The organism is Gemmatimonas phototrophica, from assembly GCF_000695095.2.
Classification (GTDB): domain Bacteria; phylum Gemmatimonadota; class Gemmatimonadetes; order Gemmatimonadales; family Gemmatimonadaceae; genus Gemmatimonas; species Gemmatimonas phototrophica.
Genome location: NZ_CP011454.1, coordinates 3,248,788 through 3,265,571, shown reverse-complemented (window position 1 = coordinate 3,265,571; position 16,784 = coordinate 3,248,788). Strand labels below are relative to the sequence as shown.

The 16,784-nt window shown below is 64.8% G+C and carries 16 protein-coding genes; 6 read left to right on the top strand and 10 right to left on the bottom strand.

The features are described from left to right. Positions 1–5: 5 nt before the first annotated feature. Positions 6–2,183, bottom strand: coding sequence for a S9 family peptidase (locus GEMMAAP_RS13820; protein ID WP_043579480.1), 2,178 nt, complete (start codon positions 2,181–2,183; stop codon positions 6–8). A 174-nt stretch (positions 2,184–2,357) separates the two neighbouring features. On the opposite strand from GEMMAAP_RS13820, the gene GEMMAAP_RS13815 reads away from it, so the two are divergent. The 3 genes from GEMMAAP_RS13815 to GEMMAAP_RS13805 are packed head-to-tail and all read left to right on the top strand — an operon-like array spanning position 2,358 to position 3,395. Further along, entirely contained in the window at positions 2,358–2,567 is a 210-nt protein-coding gene (locus tag GEMMAAP_RS13815; protein WP_026848720.1) for a YgaP family membrane protein, read from the top strand. Next, positions 2,567–3,142: an RNA polymerase sigma factor gene (locus tag GEMMAAP_RS13810; protein ID WP_026848721.1), complete on the top strand. Its 576-nt coding sequence runs from the start codon at positions 2,567–2,569 to the stop codon at positions 3,140–3,142. Before GEMMAAP_RS13815 ends, GEMMAAP_RS13810 begins: the two co-directional genes overlap by 1 nt. Next, the gene (locus GEMMAAP_RS13805) at positions 3,135–3,395 is read left to right on the top strand and encodes a zf-HC2 domain-containing protein (protein WP_026848722.1); all 261 of its coding nucleotides are present in this window, start codon (positions 3,135–3,137) and stop codon (positions 3,393–3,395) included. The genes GEMMAAP_RS13810 and GEMMAAP_RS13805 overlap by 8 nt, the downstream gene beginning before the upstream one ends. A 208-nt stretch (positions 3,396–3,603) precedes the next feature. Here the strand turns inward: GEMMAAP_RS13805 and GEMMAAP_RS13800 are convergent, their stop codons facing one another. The 3 genes from GEMMAAP_RS13800 to GEMMAAP_RS13790 are packed head-to-tail and all read right to left on the bottom strand — an operon-like array spanning position 3,604 to position 7,174. Continuing rightward, a complete protein-coding gene (locus GEMMAAP_RS13800; protein ID WP_026848723.1) occupies positions 3,604–5,220 on the bottom strand; it encodes a GMC oxidoreductase in 1,617 nt (538 codons plus the stop codon). Continuing rightward, complete coding sequence (locus GEMMAAP_RS13795) at positions 5,217–5,864, bottom strand: gluconate 2-dehydrogenase subunit 3 family protein (protein ID WP_026848724.1); 648 nt, start codon at positions 5,862–5,864, stop codon at positions 5,217–5,219. Before GEMMAAP_RS13795 ends, GEMMAAP_RS13800 begins: the two co-directional genes overlap by 4 nt. After that, complete coding sequence (locus tag GEMMAAP_RS13790) at positions 5,864–7,174, bottom strand: amidohydrolase family protein (protein WP_075071528.1); 1,311 nt, start codon at positions 7,172–7,174, stop codon at positions 5,864–5,866. The genes GEMMAAP_RS13795 and GEMMAAP_RS13790 overlap by 1 nt, the downstream gene beginning before the upstream one ends. 212 nt (positions 7,175–7,386) lie before the next feature. Here GEMMAAP_RS13790 and GEMMAAP_RS13785 point away from each other — a divergent pair, with 212 nt between their 5' ends. Together GEMMAAP_RS13785 and GEMMAAP_RS13780 are read left to right on the top strand one after the other, a co-directional pair. Further along, positions 7,387–7,818 (top strand): OsmC family protein, encoded by a 432-nt coding sequence (locus tag GEMMAAP_RS13785; protein ID WP_026848727.1) that lies wholly within the window; start codon positions 7,387–7,389, stop codon positions 7,816–7,818. Positions 7,819–7,968: 150 nt separating this feature from the next. Then, complete coding sequence (locus GEMMAAP_RS13780) at positions 7,969–8,265, top strand: ArsR/SmtB family transcription factor (protein WP_238588138.1); 297 nt, start codon at positions 7,969–7,971, stop codon at positions 8,263–8,265. A gap of 12 nt (positions 8,266–8,277) precedes the next feature. On the opposite strand, the gene trxC is transcribed toward GEMMAAP_RS13780, so the two are convergent. The 6 genes from trxC to GEMMAAP_RS13750 form a co-directional block, all read right to left on the bottom strand. Next, positions 8,278–8,736 carry a thioredoxin TrxC gene (gene trxC, locus GEMMAAP_RS13775; protein ID WP_053333742.1) on the bottom strand — a complete coding sequence of 153 codons (459 nt, stop codon included), beginning with the start codon at positions 8,734–8,736 and terminating at the stop codon, positions 8,278–8,280. 28 nt (positions 8,737–8,764) lie between these two features. Beyond that, complete coding sequence (locus GEMMAAP_RS13770; protein ID WP_026848730.1) at positions 8,765–8,980, bottom strand: YgaP family membrane protein; 216 nt, start codon at positions 8,978–8,980, stop codon at positions 8,765–8,767. Next, complete coding sequence (locus GEMMAAP_RS13765; RefSeq protein ID WP_053333743.1) at positions 8,980–12,192, bottom strand: efflux RND transporter permease subunit; 3,213 nt, start codon at positions 12,190–12,192, stop codon at positions 8,980–8,982. Before GEMMAAP_RS13765 ends, GEMMAAP_RS13770 begins: the two co-directional genes overlap by 1 nt. Beyond that, positions 12,189–13,265, bottom strand: coding sequence for an efflux RND transporter periplasmic adaptor subunit (locus tag GEMMAAP_RS13760; RefSeq protein ID WP_026848732.1), 1,077 nt, complete (start codon positions 13,263–13,265; stop codon positions 12,189–12,191). The genes GEMMAAP_RS13765 and GEMMAAP_RS13760 overlap by 4 nt, the downstream gene beginning before the upstream one ends. Beyond that, positions 13,262–14,707, bottom strand: a complete 1,446-nt coding sequence (locus tag GEMMAAP_RS13755; RefSeq protein ID WP_026848733.1) for a TolC family protein — start codon at positions 14,705–14,707, stop codon at positions 13,262–13,264. The genes GEMMAAP_RS13760 and GEMMAAP_RS13755 overlap by 4 nt, the downstream gene beginning before the upstream one ends. Before the next feature lie 135 nt (positions 14,708–14,842). Continuing rightward, entirely contained in the window at positions 14,843–15,928 is a 1,086-nt protein-coding gene (locus GEMMAAP_RS13750) for an alpha/beta hydrolase family protein (RefSeq protein ID WP_053333744.1), read from the bottom strand. A 170-nt stretch (positions 15,929–16,098) separates the two neighbouring features. On the opposite strand from GEMMAAP_RS13750, the gene GEMMAAP_RS13745 reads away from it, so the two are divergent. Then, entirely contained in the window at positions 16,099–16,692 is a 594-nt protein-coding gene (locus GEMMAAP_RS13745) for a hypothetical protein (protein WP_053333745.1), read from the top strand. Positions 16,693–16,784: the final 92 nt, after the last annotated feature.

Here is a 16,784-nt window from a genome sequence, read left to right as displayed (position 1 = left end):
CCGGACTACTTCGGGCCGATCTGGTACTCTCGTGGCGGCGTCGCTCCGAGAAGATGCTGTACGAAATAATCCCACCGACGACGCATCATGTAATTGGACGCTGGTCCATACCCATGCGCGGCATTGGGGATCATGAGCAGGTCAAAATCCTTGCCCGCCTTGATGAGCGCATCCACCACCAGATAGGTGTTGTCTGGCGGCACATTGTCATCGAGGGTGCCATGCGCCAGCAACAGCTTGCCCTTGAGGTTCTTGGCGAAGACCTGATTGGCTTCGGCGTCGTAGCTGTCCGTGGCGCCGGTCTTTACGAGCAGACCATGATAACGCTCGCCCCAGTCATCTTCATAGTTCCGGTTGTCGTGGTTGCCCGACTCGGAGATACCCACCTTGAAGAAGTCCGGATAGCGGAACATTGCCCCGGCGGTGGCGAACCCGCCCCCCGAGTGCCCCCAGATCCCAACCCGATCGAGATCGATAAAGGCATGGCGCGCGGCCAACTGCTTCATGCCGGCAATCTGGTCGGGAAGGGTGTTGTCCCCCATGCGCGCGTAGTACGCATCATGAAATGACTTGGAACGCGTGGGATTGCCCGTGCCGTCAATCGCCACCACGATGAACCCCAGCTCAGCCAGCGCCTGATTGTCGCGCGTGGACGGCGTGAACTGGCGACTGCCCACCGAACCACCCTGCGGACCCGGGTAGATGTAGTTGATAATCGGGTACTTCCTGGTGGAATCCAATTGCGTGGGCGTCCACATGAGGCCGTACAGGTCCCATTTGCCGTCGCGGTCTTTCACCGTAATGCGCGTGGGCGGCTTCCAGCCCGTCGCGACCAGTTTGGAGATATCGCCCTTCTCGAGGGTCGTTACGAGTGCTCCGGTGCGCGCGTCGCGCAGCACGGCCGTCTGGGGCAGGTCGGGGCGCGACCAGCTGTCCACGAAGCGCGCGCCATCGGGGGAGAGCGAGGTGTTGTGATCTCCGTCTTCAGGCGTAAGCAGTGTAAGCCCCTTGCCGTTGAGTCCAACGCGGTAGAGATGACGGAAGTATGGATCGCGCCCCGCTTCCTTGCCGGCGGCCACAAACCACACCATGCGAGTCTTGGCGTCAATTCGCTCCACTGACAGCACTGTCCCTTCGCCGGTCGTGATCTGATTCTTGAGCGCACCAGTGGAGAGATCGTACAGGTAGAGTTGTCCCCAATCGTCGCGCTCAGAAAACCAGATGACTTCATTGCTGGCAGGCAACACCCGCCAGTTCTGATCGCCGTCGCCGCTTTCGAACTGCGTCTTCACTTCTTCGCGCAGCACATCACGCACGTCGCCCGTGGCGGCATCAGCCACCCGCAGCGTGGCTACCTTGTGGTCGCGCGAGTTGGAGAGAAATGCCACCTGGCTCCCGTCTGGGAACCACTCGACATCAGCCAGCTTGCCGCCGCAGGCAATGTGGTCGCATACCGAACTGCGATGCTGGTCGGCGGGCATCTTGAAGCGCACCACGCGCGGCGCGGTGCCCGACAGATCCACCACCACGCGGTGGATCATGGATACCACGCTGTCACCAGGCAGCGGATACTTCCACGCCAGCAACTCGGGGTGCCCCACCTTGGTCCGCACGAGATACATGTCGCCCACGTTGCGCTGATCCTGCTGGAATGTGGCGATCTTCCGCGAGTCAGGCGACCAGAGCAGCACGGCCCGATCACTGTGCACCCAGCCGGCGTTGTCGGTGGCGTACCCGAAATCCTTCACGCCGTCGGCGGTGACCTGCGTTTCCTGATTGCTGGCCACATCGCGCACCCAGAGGTTCCATTCGCGGATGAACGCCGCCTTGCTGCCGTCGGGAGACAGCACTTCGGGTGCCCGTGTGCGGTTGCGCGGCGCCGGGCGTGGGGCCTCGGCCGCCGGGCAGGACGCGCCCGTCGCGGTGCAGTTGGTCTTTACGCCTTTGGCGCTCACCACAAACGTGGGTTGAGCGCCATCGGGCTGGCGCACCCGGTAGGTAAACCGGCCGTCAGGAAGCCACGTAGGCTGGACGCCTGTATTGGAGACCAGAGGCTGCGTGTTGAAGCCGAGGAACTTTTCGGCGCGCGCGTAATCGGCGGCGGTCAGCACCCGCTGCTGGGCAGCAAGCGCTCCAACAGGCGCGACGGTGGCGATGGCAATCAGAAAGGCGGAGCGACGCATCGGCAGGAATGGGCTGGAGGGAAACGACCCCTGCAACATGCCCCGGTGGTGCACGCTGGCACCAGACCCAGATTGCATCCGACGCCGCTGAATCCTTTGCTGCATTTTATGTCTCTCCCATGTGAGCCCGATCGTCATCGCGGTCCGGGCGACCACCCTTATCGGAGCCTCCCCATGTCTGCTCTCTTTGCCAAGAACGTCGGTACGGTCGATCGCATTTTCCGCTTTGCCCTCGGCATCGGACTCCTGGCCCTGGCCTTTACCGGCCCCAAGACGGCGTGGGGTTATCTCGGCTTCATCCCGTTGCTTACCGCCACCCTGAGCAGCTGCCCGTTGTACACCCTGTTCGGCTTCACCACCTGCAAAGTGCCACAGCGGTCGTGATGGATGACGGGGGGTTGCTGGCGGCGTCAGCTGCCGGCGATGCCGCGGCGTTCGAGGCCTTCATGCGGCAGTACCAGCCATCGGTCTCCCGGTATCTGCAGACCTACACCGGCTCCCGCGACGTTGATGATGCGGTCCAGGAGACCTTCATCGCGGCGTGGCGGGGGGCCGGCGGGTACCGTGGCGCCGCGTCGGCACGCGCCTGGCTGTTCACCATCGCTCGGCACAGCGTGCACCACTTGGTGCGCCGTCGTGTGGATGAGCCGGACGATCTGCTGTCGGTGGAGCAGTTGGCCGAGCAGGCTGGGTGGGGTGCCCTACCGGCCAGCGGCGGGGATGACCCGCCCTGGGACGGTGAACTGCTGACGCTCGCCTTGCAGCGCCTCCCCGCCGACGAACGGGAAGTGCTGACGTTGCGGGAGCTGGATGGCTTCTCCGGAGACGAAACGGCGGAAGTCCTGCACATCTCGGTCGCTGCAATGAAAAGCCGATTGCACCGAGCCCGAATTCACCTGGCCGCCACCGTGCGTGCCCTGACCGGATTGCCTACGCATTCGGAGGCGTCGCATGACTGATCCTTCACTCGATACTGTGGTGGCCGGGGTGCCCTGCCGCGAGGTATTGGCGGACCTGTCTGACTTTTTGGACGGTGCGCTGAGCGATAACCGTGTGGCGCAGCTGCAGGCCCATGTGGGGAGCTGCGACAACTGCTCACGGTTTGGGGGACACATTGCGCTCACGCTGGGGGCCCTGCGCAGTGCCGTCGTGGCTCGACCGGCGAATACCGCGCTTGGCGACCGCATCATGGCGGCGGTGCGGGGAGCGTAACGGCCGGGAAGGGCAACCGCTGGGCATGACAACCGCTGGGCATGACAACAGCATGACCTCCTGCATGACAACAGCGTGACAAAAGCGTGGGGGGCTGTGTGGGAGAGCACTCTCAGACCCGCGTTCCCCACCTCCGCAGTTTGTCATGCTGTAATTCATGCTGTTGTCATGCCCAGCGGTTGATTTCCCCCGCCGCAAGCACACCGAATCAGCCCTTCGCAATCGCCGCCGCCGTCTTGAGCCCCACGGCCACAAACGTGAGCGTGCCATTGCAGCAGCTCGCGGTCGGCTGCGCCGGGGCACCGGCCACCCAGAGATTCTCGTGGTCGTGCGCCCGCCCATCGCCGTTGACTACGCTGTCCATCGGGTCCGTGCCCATGCGGCAGCCACCGGTGGGATGCTCCTGCCCCAAATCGTTAGCGCTGTTCTCCATGCGCAGGATTTCCCCGCCGCCGGCTTTCGCCATGCGCCGGAACAGGTCACGCAGCGACTCTTCCTGAAACTCACGCAACGCCGCGCTCTCCGGCGCGTCCTTGAAGGCCATGGTGGGCATGGGATCGCCAAAGCGGTTCGTGTGCGTGTTATCGAGCCACAACTTGCTTTCCTTGTCCGGCAACACGTCGTAGTAGCCGCGCACCCGCGCCGTGGCCCCCTTGGCGCGCTGCTGCCAGTCCTTCAGCAGGGCATCACCAAACAGCAGCGTCTCGTTGTCGTCGCGCAGTCGCGGCTCGCGCCCGACACTTGACTCCCAGATCCGCAGGTCGTGACGCAGATAGCGTGACTGCTTGCCCGGGCGCATGAACTGCTTGCTGACCAACGAATGCTGCGCGTTGATCCCCGGCAGCAGTTCCATGGGCAACTGTAGATACGCGTTCACATTGCGATGCCCGGCCAGGTACTTGCCCACCAGCCCACTCCGGTTGGCCAAGCCATTGGGAAACGCCTCACTGCGCGACAGCAGCAGCAGATGCGGAGACCACACAAAACCCGCCGCCAGTACAAACGTTTTGGCCCGCACCGTCACCGGCGCCCCGGTTGCGTCGGTGCGGTTACCCGTCGCGGCGGTGATCCGCCCAGTCTTCGCGTCGGCTTCCAGTCGGCGAATGAGCGTTTGTGTGAGCAGCGTAATCTTCTTGGCGGCCATCAGCGCGTCCCACGTGAAATCCGGCGAATATTTCGCGCCGGTTGGGCATACCGGATAGCAGGTGTCGCACCGCTGACACTGCGCCCGCCCATCGCGCTCCACAGAATTCTTGGCGCTGGGGGTACTCCAGGTGGCGATATCCGCCTTGCCGGCCCACTGCTGCAACTGCGCCAGGTTGTAGTTGATTGGCAGCGGTGGTAACGGATACGGTTTGCCGCGAGGATCAAGCGCTGGCGGCCCCTGCTCACCAGCCACACCCATGCGTTCCTCGGCTTCCTGATAGAACGGATCGAGGTCGGTGTAGCTGAAGGGCCAGTCGCTCCCTACCCCATACAGCGAGCGAAGCTGGAAATCTTCGGGTGAATAGCGCGGAGACACGCCACCCCAATGCATGGCCAGCCCGCCTACGTGCATACTCGGCGAAAAGCCCCACGTTGTTCCAAAGGCGTTCTGATCGTCGAGGTGATCGGCCTTCCATGGGCTCTCGCCGTACGCCAGAAAGCGCTCGCGGGCGCGGGTGCGGTCGCGGAACGCCGTGGTGGGTTTCCCCGCTTCCACCACCAGTACGGATTGTGTGGTGTGCTCCGCGAGATGCGCCGCCATCATGGCGGCGGTAATGCCACTGCCAACGATGCAGATGTCCGCTTCGTGCACCGTGGTCTCGGAATTTTGAATGATCACGCGCGCTCTCCCGCCAAGGGCAGCGGACGCTTCACGGCATCCCCCAGCGTGCGACAGGTAGCGGGGCTCACCTGTGCACCAAGGGCCAGGTTCCAAGCCTCGGGGGAACTGCCCCAGAACGCGAGTACCGCCAATGCCACATGACGAGCGCCCAGAGGCGACGGCAGACGATCCCCACGCTCCGTTCTCAATGTGGCCGAGAGGACCGCACGCTGTGCGTCCAACGGAAGGCGCGCAAACGATTGGCGTGTGGTTTTCTGCGCCAACACATCCAGCGCCTGCAATTGTGCCCGCCACGCCGGAGCCGGATCGGCCGGGAGGTAGCGGATATCCGCGTATCCGTAGCCGTGCATCTCCTCCGCCACCGGGTCATAGCCGTCGGCCCAGGCCACAAAACGATCGGTGACGGCGCGAATGGCCGGCGCCCCCAACGACTCCGGCAACACGGCTGCGGCCACGGCATCCAACATCGTGCGGTCAAACCCCCGTACTCGCTCGAGGCCCTGATCGTCCGCGGCGGTCTGCGTGGGTTCTTTCACATCACACGCTGCCGCCGAGCCCACCGTGGCAGTGCCCACCGCCAGCACCCCAGCGGCCTTCAGAAAGTCGCGGCGCGCCGTGCCCCGCGGTTCGCTCGTTGCCATTAACGCACTCCTCTGTTGCGACGTCCGGCAGTGAAGCGGGCGCCATCGTTGCGGTAAATCGTCCCCGTGCGCATGACAAACGAGACCCGTTGTGATGCCTCAATTTCCTGCGACGGATCGCCATCGGTGGCAATGAGATCGGCCGACAGCCCAACGGCCACACGGCCAATCTCCCGCTCCAGGCGCAGCGATTCCGCCGCGCGGCTCGTGGCGCTCACAATGGCATCCATTGCGTTCTGCCCGCCTCGGCGCACCCGGCACACCAGTTCTTCGGCGTTCCGGCCATGTGCGCCCGCCACCGCATCAGTGCCGAACACCAACTTGAGCCCCTTCGTGCGCGACGCCAGCCCAATCCCTGCCTCGGCGAGCGGGAGTGCCTGCTCCATGGACGCAAAACCGGCCGCATTGTAGTTGCCAATCCCTTCAAACCACGGTTTATGGTCGAGATAATTGCGAAAGACCAGGCCACACTGCGGGTCAAAAAAGGTGCCGTGTTGCACGAACGCGGAACGGGTAGCGTCGTCGGCAAACACGCCATGCTCTACCTGGGTACACCCGGCCCGCGCCGCGCGCTGCGCTGCATCGGCCGAGTGGGCATGCACTACCGAGCGGAGTCCTTGTGCGGTGGACTCGCCACACGCGGCTTGCAGCTGCTCCGGCGTCATTGTTGCTTCGCCACCGTCGCGAATACTCTTGGACGCGAAGATCTTGATCACGTCGGCCCCCTGTTGCTTGAAGCGCCGCACAACGGCCCGCAATGAATCAGGGGACCCGCCGCGCGTGCGTTCGTTCAGTGATCCGAGAGAGGTGAGAATGCGCGGCCCTGGAATCCATCCGCGCTGGATGGCGTCGCGCAGCGTGGCGTTGTCGGCCTCGCCAATGCTTTGCACGGTAGTGAAACCGGCGTGCAGTGTGGCCCAGGCGTTGCCGGCGTGTGCCATGGCACTCACCGCAGGCGTATCACCGTCGCCGTCGGTGTGCATGCGGTCGTGACCGGTGATGTACCACCCCATATGCACATGGGTATCGATGAACCCCGGGAGCAACGTGCGAGCGCCAAGGTCTACGCTGCCCGCCGGCAGCGGCCCACGAGCGGGGCGGATGGCTACAATACGGCCGTTATCCACTACCACATCCTGGTTCAGCAAAACGCCCCCCGCGCCATCAAGGAGTCGCGCGGCGCGCAGCACCACCGGCGCGGCGGAGGGGGCAGACTGGGCACCGACCGATGCGACGGGGGCAACCGTACCCAGCAGGGCAAGAAGACCGCGAGCGGAGAGGCGAGGGAGCAAACGGGCAGGAAGTCGCATGGACGGCACGTGGTGAGGCGTGAATACCTCCCGCAAATGTCCGCCTCAACCGCGCCACGGCAAGGCAAGGCGCATGGCAATGCAACATTGGGCAGGGGACAGACCGCGATCGGCTGGCCACGCTTGCAATTGGCGGTGCGCGCTGGCAGTCTGGAGGAGCGTCTGGCGCCAGGAGGCGCCGACCTCCGACTGGTCACCACTTCGAGGGCTTCATGATTCGTCACGGTTCAGCCGTCTGGAACGGCACTATCAAGGAAGGTAGCGGTACGGTCTCCACGCCCAGCGGCGTCCTGAACAACACGCCGTATTCGTTCAAGTTGCGGTTTGAAGACGAGTCGGGGACCAACGGCACGAACCCGGAAGAGCTCATTGCCGCCGCGCATGCCGGCTGTTTCTCCATGGCCCTCTCTGGTCAGCTCACCCGGAACGGCTTTACCGCGGAATCACTGGCCACATCGGCGGCGTTGACGCTGGAACAGAAGGACGGGGGCTTTGCCATCACCAAGGTGCACCTCACGTTGGACGCCAAGGTGCCGGGCATTTCTCCCGAGCAGTTCCAGGAGCTGGCGGCAGCGGCGAAAGCCGGATGCCCAGTGTCCAAGGTGCTCAATGCCGAGATTACGCTCACGGCGACGTTGGCCTGAAGTCTGAACCGGACAGCAAAGAGCGCGCACCCGACGGGTAGCGCGCTCTTCTGTGTTTCTATATATTCATTGTTGTGTATGTCTGCATTTTCTCTCAGGTCCAGGAGCGAGGCTGTGGCACCAAAACGGATGGGACCGGAGCTGCTCGAGATGGTCGCTGAGCGCTTCAAAGCGCTGAGTGACCGCGCGCGTCTGAGTCTGTTGCAAGAGCTGCGCACAGGGCCGCGCACGGTGAATGACCTCGTGGAAGCCACCGGGATGGGTCAGGCGAACGTCTCGCGTCACCTCGCGCAGCTGTTCGCGAACGGCCTGGTCTCGCGGGAGCGCGATGGCGTGTACGTGCGCTACGAGTTGGCCGACAAGGACGTGCTGAAACTCTGTGAATTGGTGTGTGGCCGACTGGAGACCGAGCTCACTGAGCGACGGAAAGTGTTAGGCGGCCGGTAAGCCCGCCGGGCGTCAGGAGATCCTGACGCCCGCCACCATGTTTTCCAGTGCGGCCATGGGCACCGCCCCCACCTGCCGCGCCACCTCTTTCCCGCCCGCCATCACGGTCAGCGTAGGGATACTGCGAATGCCGAAGCGCATGGAGACGCCCGGGTTTTCGTCGGTATTCACTTTGGCGACCAGCACCCGCCCCTTCTGACGCCGGGCAAAGTCGGCAAAGACCGGCGCCATCATCTTGCACGGCCCACACCAGTCGGCATAAAAGTCGACCATGACCGGCACGGTGCTCTTGCCCACCACCGTGTCAAAGTTGGCGTCGGTGAGCACGATGGGCGCATCGATCGCGAGCGTGGCCTTGCAGGTACCACAGTGGGCCGCCACATCCACGCGATCCATGTTGATGCGATTCAGTTTTCCGCAGGCCCCGCACGGCATGATGGCCTGCCGTGCGGGGCTATTCGTTGTGCTCATGGTCGACTCCCCAAAGGTATGCTGAAGCTTATCGCGCTGAGGCTCCCGATGCACGGCAGCCGAAGAGCCCGAACCGGCCCAGAATTTTCTCCAGCGGGCAGAAGTTCGTGAAGCTCGACTGCAGCAGGTTGAAACCCACAAATGCCGTGAAGTAGAAGAAGTTGGGCGACACCAGGAAGCCAAGCGCCACGGACAGCAGAATGAAGACGCCGGCAAAGCGGCGAATGACGTTATCGTTGCACATCAGTCGATGATCTCCGTATGGAGGGGGGAATCGGCGAGGGGCGGCGCATTCTTTCGCAGCTCCCAGTAGAGCAGGGGGACCACAACCATTGTGAGGAGCGTAGCTACCACAGCGCCGCTCATGAGCGCCACCGCAAGTCCCTGGAAGATGGGATCGAGCACCATGACCAGCCCGCCCACCACAACGGCCGCGGCGGTGAGGGCAATGGGGCGGAACCGCACGGCGCCCGCTTCGAGCACCGCATCCACCAGATTGCGCCCGCGTGCTTCCTCCAACTGGATGAAGTCCACCAGCAGAATGGAGTTGCGCACGATGATGCCAGCCAGCGCGATCATGCCAATCATGCTCGTGGCGGTAAAGAACGCGCCGCCAATGGCGTGCCCCGGCAGAATGCCAATGAGCGTAAGCGGAATGGGGGCCATGATCACCAGCGGAATGGTGAAGCTCTGGAACCACCCCACCACCAACACATAGATGAGCAGCAGCACAATGGCGAAGGCCAGGCCGAGGTCGCGGAAGACCTCAATGGTCACCTGCCACTCCCCGTCCCACTTGATGGCGGTTTCGTCCAGCGATTCGGGCTGTACGGCGTTGTAAATCCCGACACTCGCCCCATTCACCCGAATGGCCTCGATCTGCCGGTTCATATCGAGAATCGCGTACACCGGACTCTCAATCTCGCGGGCCACGTCTCCGGTCACATAAATGGCCGGGCGGAGATCCTTGCGGACCCGTGAGCCTTCCCGAACCCCATCAATCACCGTCACGAAACGGCCCAGCGGCTGCGGGCCCTGCATGGTGGCAATGGGTAAGCCCAGCAACGCCTCCACCGACGAGCGCTGCGACAGCGGCAAGCGCGGCACGATCGCCACCGCCTCCTTGGCGGTGGGTGAGCTGGTCAAGCCGGCCGGCGCACCGGAAAGCGCAAGGTAGAGCGTCTGCGTGATCTGCTCCACGCTCGCCCCCACTTCGGCCGCACGCACCCGGTCCACCCGGAACGTGCGCTTCTGCTGCGGGGCTTCAACGGTCCAGTCCACATCCACCACACCGGGCGTCTGCTCAAACACCGCCTTGACCGCCTTGGCAGCCTCCAGACGCGACGCGTCGTCGGCGGCATACACTTCAGCCACGAGCGTGGAGAGCACCGGCGGCCCCGGCGGAATTTCCGCCACCTTGGCCGAGGCACCATACCGCTTGGCGATGGAATCCACCGAAGGGCGTACCGCCACGGCAATCGCATGGCTCTGCCGATCGCGCTCGCTCTTCGGCTTGAGGTTCACCTGCACATCGGCCACGTTGGCGCCGCTGCGCATGAAATAGTGCCGCACGAGACCGTTGAAGTTGAACGGCGCCGCGGTGCCCGCATACACCTGCGTGCTCACCACTTCTTCGACCGTGCCCAGGTAGGCCGCAATCTCCGACGCCGCCCGGTTGGATGTTTCCAGCGACGTGCCCTCCGGCAAGTCGAGCACCACCTGGAACTCACTCTTGTTGTCGAAGGGGAGCATCTTCACTTGCACGGCCTTGAGCCCGACGAGCCCCACACTGCCCAACAGCAGCGCCACCACCACGCCATAGAACACGTAGCGCGTCTTCTTGCGCTCAATGAGTGGTGACATGATGCGATGGTACAGCTTGTCCGTCCGTGAACCTTCCTCCGGCGGATGCTGAATGGACCCGTGTCCCGCCACCACATGCCCCTTGAGCAGGCGGTAGGCCAGGTACGGTGTAACGATGAACGCCACCGCCAGCGACGCCAGCATGGCCACCGACGCGCCCACGGGAATGGGGCGCATGTAGGGACCCATCATGCCACTGACGAACGCCATGGGCACGATGGCCGCAATCACGGTAAACGTGGCCAGAATCGTGGGATTCCCCACCTCGTCCACCGCGTCAATGGCCGCGATGTCGGCCGGCCGGTTCCCCATGGCCAGGTGACGGTAGATGTTCTCCACCACCACAATGGCATCGTCCACCAGAATGCCAATGGAGAAGATGAGCGCGAACAGCGTGATGCGGTTGAGCGTATAGCCCAGCGCGTAGTACACGAAGAGCGTGAGCGCGAGCGTGACCGGGACGGCCACGAGCACCACCAGCGCTTCCCGCCACCCCAAAAACAACCAGATGAGTGCGGTGACGCTAAGCGTGGCAATGATGAGGTGCAGAATGAGTTCCTGCGCCTTCTCGCCTGCTGTCTCGCCATAATCGCGAGTGACATCCAACGCCACACTGGCCGGCAGCAGGCGCCCCTTGGCCTGGTTCACCCGCTCCAGCACCGCGTGCGTCACGTTCGTGGCGTTGGCACCCTTGCGCTTGGCCACCGCAATGGTGACCGCCGCTTCGGAGGCGCCGCTGCCGCTGCGGTGCGACACGTAGCTGTTCACATCACCGAAATCGTCCTTCACGTCGGCCACGGCGCGCAGATATACCGGGGTCCCTCGGCGGTTGGACACGACCACACTTCCCACCTCGCGCGCGTTCAGCAGCGGAGCGCCCACGGCGATCTGCACCACACTGTCCCGCAGGGTGAGCTCACCGGCGTCGAGGCGGGCGTTGGCCTGCTTCAGCGCCATGGCCACTTCACCTGGGGTTACGCCGCTCGCCGCCAGACGCGCGGCATCGAGCACCACTTTTACCTGCTTTGGCGCTCCGCCAGTCACGAACGTTTCCGCGACCTCCGGCACCGTGCGAATCTCGTCCTCCAGATGCACGGCAATCTGACGCAGCGCATTGGCATCCGTACCGGCACCGTGCAGCGTGAGCGTCAGCACCGGCACATCGTCGATGCTGTGCGACTTCACGATGGGAGGCAGGGCACCGCTGGGAGCCTTGTCCATCGCCCCCGCCAGTTTGGCCTGCACCTTGGTGACGCTGCGCTCCTGATCCTCACCCACCTTGAAGCGCACGGTCACCATGGCATAGCCGTCGCCCGACATCGTGTACACGTGGTCCACGCCGGGAATCTCGAGCATACGCTGCTCCACCGGCCGCCCCAGCAGATTTTCCGCTTCGGCTGGCGATGCGCCAGGCATGGCCGAGATCACATCGATCATCGGCACGGAGATCTGCGGCTCTTCTTCGCGCGGCGTTGCGATGATCCCCAGCAACCCCACGGCGAGCGAGGCCACCGTGATCAACGGCGTGAGCTTGCTGTTGAGAAAGGCCTTGGCGACGCGCCCCGAGATACCCCAGGACTGGATGCTGGTCATACGCCCGCCTTCGACGCCGGCACCGTTGCCGCGTCAGGAATTACAATGACTTCTCCAGTCGTGAGCCCAGCGGTGACTTCCGCATGCGTTGCCGTCATGGTGCCCAGGCGAATCCAGCGCCGATCATCGGCGCCGTTGGCGCGGACGATCACTCCCACCAGATCTCCGTCGCGCACGAGCGCGGCCAGCGGCACGACAATGCCGGTGGTGGTGCCTTGCGGCATGGAGAGCGTCACCGCACTGCCGGCGCGCATGGCGCCATCGCGATTGGCAATGATGGCGTTCACCGTGTACAGATTGCCGGCGCCAGCGGGGACAATACCCTCCACTTTGGCCTGCACGCTCCGCCCATCCACGGTGGCGGCAATCTGCTGTCCGCGGGTCAGCGCCCGGATGACATTCGCGGGCGCGGTGACCGTCAGCCGGAGACTGGACACATCCTGCACCGTCACCAGCGGGGCGCCGGGCGCCGCGAAGGTGCCGGGATCCGCGTGCCGCATGGTCACTATGCCGGCGAACGGAGCACGCACCGAGGCGTAGCTGCGCACGGCATCAAGCTCCGAGGCGCCGGCCCGGGCCGCCTGCAATCCCGCGTTGGCGCGGGCCAGTCCGGTTTGTGCTGCATCGTACTGTGCCTTCGTTGCCGCACTGTCATTGTACAGCGCCGCAAAACGCGCGGCGTGCGCGGTGGCTTCGCGCTGCATCGCCTCAGCATCGGCAATGGACGCGGCAACCTGGTTCGCCTTGGCGGTCAGATCGCGGGCGTCGATCTGGACGAGCACCTGTCCAGTGCGTACGGCATCGCCTTCCTGCACCGTAACCGCCGTAACGGTTCCCATGAGCTTCGTGCTCACCATCGCCTGTTGCAGCGGCTCGGCCACACCACTGGCTTCGTAGGTCGTGGCAATGGTGGTATCGGCCAGCGTGAGGGTGGTACCGCTCACCAAGGCGGGCTTGGCCGCCGTCTTTTCGTGGTCGGGGGTGCTGGAGCCGCAGGCGCCGAGCACCAGTGAAGAGGTGGCCAGGCCGGCCAGCAGGAGCGCCGACGCGCGGCGCGAAGAGATCGTCGTCATCGAGTCGGTTCCTCGTTGTTGGCGCCAGCCGAAGCGGCGTCCGTGGATGAAGTCGTGGGCTGTGTATCGAAGCGGGCGAGGGCACCGGGATCGGCGCCGATGGCCTTGCGGTATTGCGCCAGTGCGTCAATCACGTCGAAGCGCGCGGCGGCATGCGCCAGTGAGGCTCCCGTGGCCGCCGTTTCGGCGCCAAGCAGCTCGGCGACCGTGGCCAACCCCCCGGCGTAGCGCTTTGCTACGAGTCGGTGTGCTTCGGTACTCTGGGCCGAGGCCTGCGCCGCCAGTTCCAATCGGCGCAGCGCCAAGGTGACCAGGCGGGCGGCGGCATCAGCTTCCACCCGGGCGTTGGCGCGGGCGGCTTCTTCGCCGGCGCGCGCTCCACGGGCGCGGGCATCCGCCCCCGCCACGTCGGCCAGCTCGCTGCCGCCACCAAAGAGCGACCAGGAGCCCATCACGCCAACGGTCCAGTTCGGCTTGCCGGCGTAGAGGGTGGTGGGAGAGTTGTAGTCGTACCGCGCAAAGCCGTTGAGGCGCGGAAGCATGGTGGCGGCGGCCCGTTTGCGGTCGGCACTGGCGGCTTGTGCGCCAAGCTGTGCCGCGCGCACGTCGTCACGCAGGTGTCCAGCGCTCTGTCCTTCCGCGGCCGGGGTGTGCGCCGCCGCGGTGTCCTGCTCCGCAAAGGCCCGCACCACGCTGTCGGTCGGGAGACCGGCGGGGAGCACCAACGGTCCGGATTCGCTCCGCCCGAGCAGCATGGCAAACTGCTGGCGGGCGGTTGTGGCGTCGTTGCTGGCCGACAGGAGCTGCGCTGCCACATCACCAGCGCGGACGCTGGCCTGCAGCTGATCGGCCTTGGTGACCAGTCCCTGCCGCACCATGCTCTCCACCTGCTTCACGGCCGCGGTGGCGGCGCGCTGGGCCTGCGTGAGCATAGCGACCTTTTCCTGGGCCAGTACGGCGCCGTAGTAGGCCTTCACCACCATGGCGCGGGTGGTCATGGTCGTCCAGTCGGCCATGGCGGCGCTGGCGTTCGCGGCCGACCGGGCGGCTCGCCACCCGGTCAGTGCGTCGGCGTTGAAGACCGGCACTTCCAGCACGAGTCCGCCGGTGACGTTGTTCACCGGCGCCGGATCATTGAGCCGGGCCGGATCGAAGGCGGCGGGGGTTACGGCCCGTTGGCGCAGCGTGGTGCCGAAGGCGCCAATGGGGTCAGTGGTCCGGACAAACCCACCCTCAACACGTGCCGAGGGAAGGATGCCCTTGAGAGGGAGTGCCGCGCGGGCGCGGTCACTCGAGGCATTGGCCGCAGCCTGGCGATTGCCAAAGGCGCGGCGGTCGGCCTCCGCCAGCGCATCAGCGAGGCGGAGGGGCGACTGCGCCGTCGCAAGCCCGGGGAGGGCGAGTGCGGCGGCGGCGACCAGGGTATAGTAGATGGTTCGCATATGCATATATTACTAATTACGTATATCGTGAAATACAAGGGTAGTTGTACGTCGTGCCCCAAAAGCAAACCCGGGACCCGAGATTGGAGTCTCGGATCCCGGGTTCGGGAACTTGAAGCGGCGTGGGTACTCCGCCTATTTCCCCAGCGTCCGCTCAAAAAACGCCCACACCCGGTTCCAGCTGTCGATCTGCTCGGGCGATTCATCCCGCTCGAGCGTCTGGCGGTTCACGCGTCGGCTGAAGGTGTGTCCCACGCTGGTGGGCCCCGGCGTCGGGTTCACGTAGATCTTCGTTTCGGCGAGCTTGGGTTGCCGGGCAATCAGGGCATCGACCAGCGGCCGCGCTTCTTCGAAGTTCACATCTTCGTCGTTGGTGGCCACGTGGACCAGGAGGGGAGATTTGAGGCTGTCTACCCAGTAATAGGGCGAGCGCCGTACGTACTCATCACGCTTTTCGAACGGCAGCCCGCGGACGGCCGCCTGCGTGGAGAATGAGCGCTGGTACGACGGCCCCTTGAACGACAGGCGGAACAACAGGTTGGTGACCGGCACGATGGCGGCGCCCGACTTGAACGGTGTCCCCTGTGCCTCCCGGGTGAGCAACAACGTGGTGATGTACCCCCCGTGGCTCCAGCCCATGACTCCCAGGCGGTCCGGATTCACATAGGGCAGGGCCTTGAGCACGTCGGCCGCCGACTCCACGTCGTCCACTTCCATGCCACCGTAATCGATGGCGTTATGATGGGCGGCACCGTAGCCGGTGCTGCCGCGATAGTCGGGCGTAATGATGACGTAGCCACGCTGCACCGCTTCGCGAATGAAGGGCCAGTAATTCTGGTCCATGTTGCCGTGCACGCCGCCATGCACCCACACCATGGCCGCATGCTGGCGCGGGCCCTTGGGATTGAGCGGCTCGAACAGGTAGGCGGGAATTTCCAGCCCACCGGCCTGACTCTTGTACTTCACCTTTGAAAATTTGAGCACGCCTTTTGCGCGCGCGGTGAAGATGCTGTCGGTGGCTGCCTTGCCGCGCATGGCGCGCTCGTAGTCGGCGACGGGATGGTCTTCCGGCCGGTTGCTCACGTACAGCGCCGCCGCACGGGCCGAATCCATGGGCACCACCTGCCGGCGGCCGGGGGGCGCTTCATTCTGGGCGAGCAGCGGGCCGGCCATGGAGGCGAGCAGCACACCCGTGGAGCACAGCGAACGAAGGGACGTCATGAGCGGTGGGGGGATGGAAGGAGGTCCGGGACCCGTTATTTCTCGAGAAGTACGGAGCCAACCGACAAGCTAGGGGCGCGCCCCGAGATGTCGAGAGGCCGTCGTGGTCATGTGAACGCGCCACTGCAAGGCGCCAGCCCTATCTCACCAACACCCTTCAGACTCGACCCATGCTCACCCTTCGGCTGCTTCGCTGTGCTACGTCTGCCTGCTTGCTCGGATTGCTGGGTGCGGTGCCTCTGCGTGCCGTGGCGGCGCAGGCGTTGGCGCATACGCAGGGCGGGGCCCACACCACCATGCCTACTGAGGGCGGGCAGGCAGCGTTTGCCACCATTGCCGAGATCGTCAAACTCCTCGAGGCCGATCCGAGTACCGATTGGTCCAAGGTGAACCTCGAGCGACTGCGGCAGCATCTGCGGGACATGGATCTGGTCACGCTACGCAGCACCGTTGCCGCCACGCCGGTGGCCGGCGGTGCCACCTTTGTCGTGCGTGGGACCGGCGAAACCATTGCCGCTATCAAGCGCATGACCGGTGCGCACGTGGCCATGGTGGCGATGATGGGCGGGCCGCGCATCGTCCGCACGGAGCGCCCCGACGGCGTCACGTTGGTGGTGACGGCCCGCGACGGAGACCGCGACGCAGGGGCGGCGCGCATCCGCGGGCTGGGGTTCATTGGGCTCATGGCCAGCGGCGACCATCACCAGATGCACCACCTGATGCTGGCCCGCGGCGAGGCCATGGCTGATCACGGCCACGATTGATCGAGGCCTCGCCCCACCCAAAAGCACGCTGACGGCAACGGCAACCCCAACCGCAGCGTAAACTTCCATTGGCTCGGGACCGCGGTGGTCCC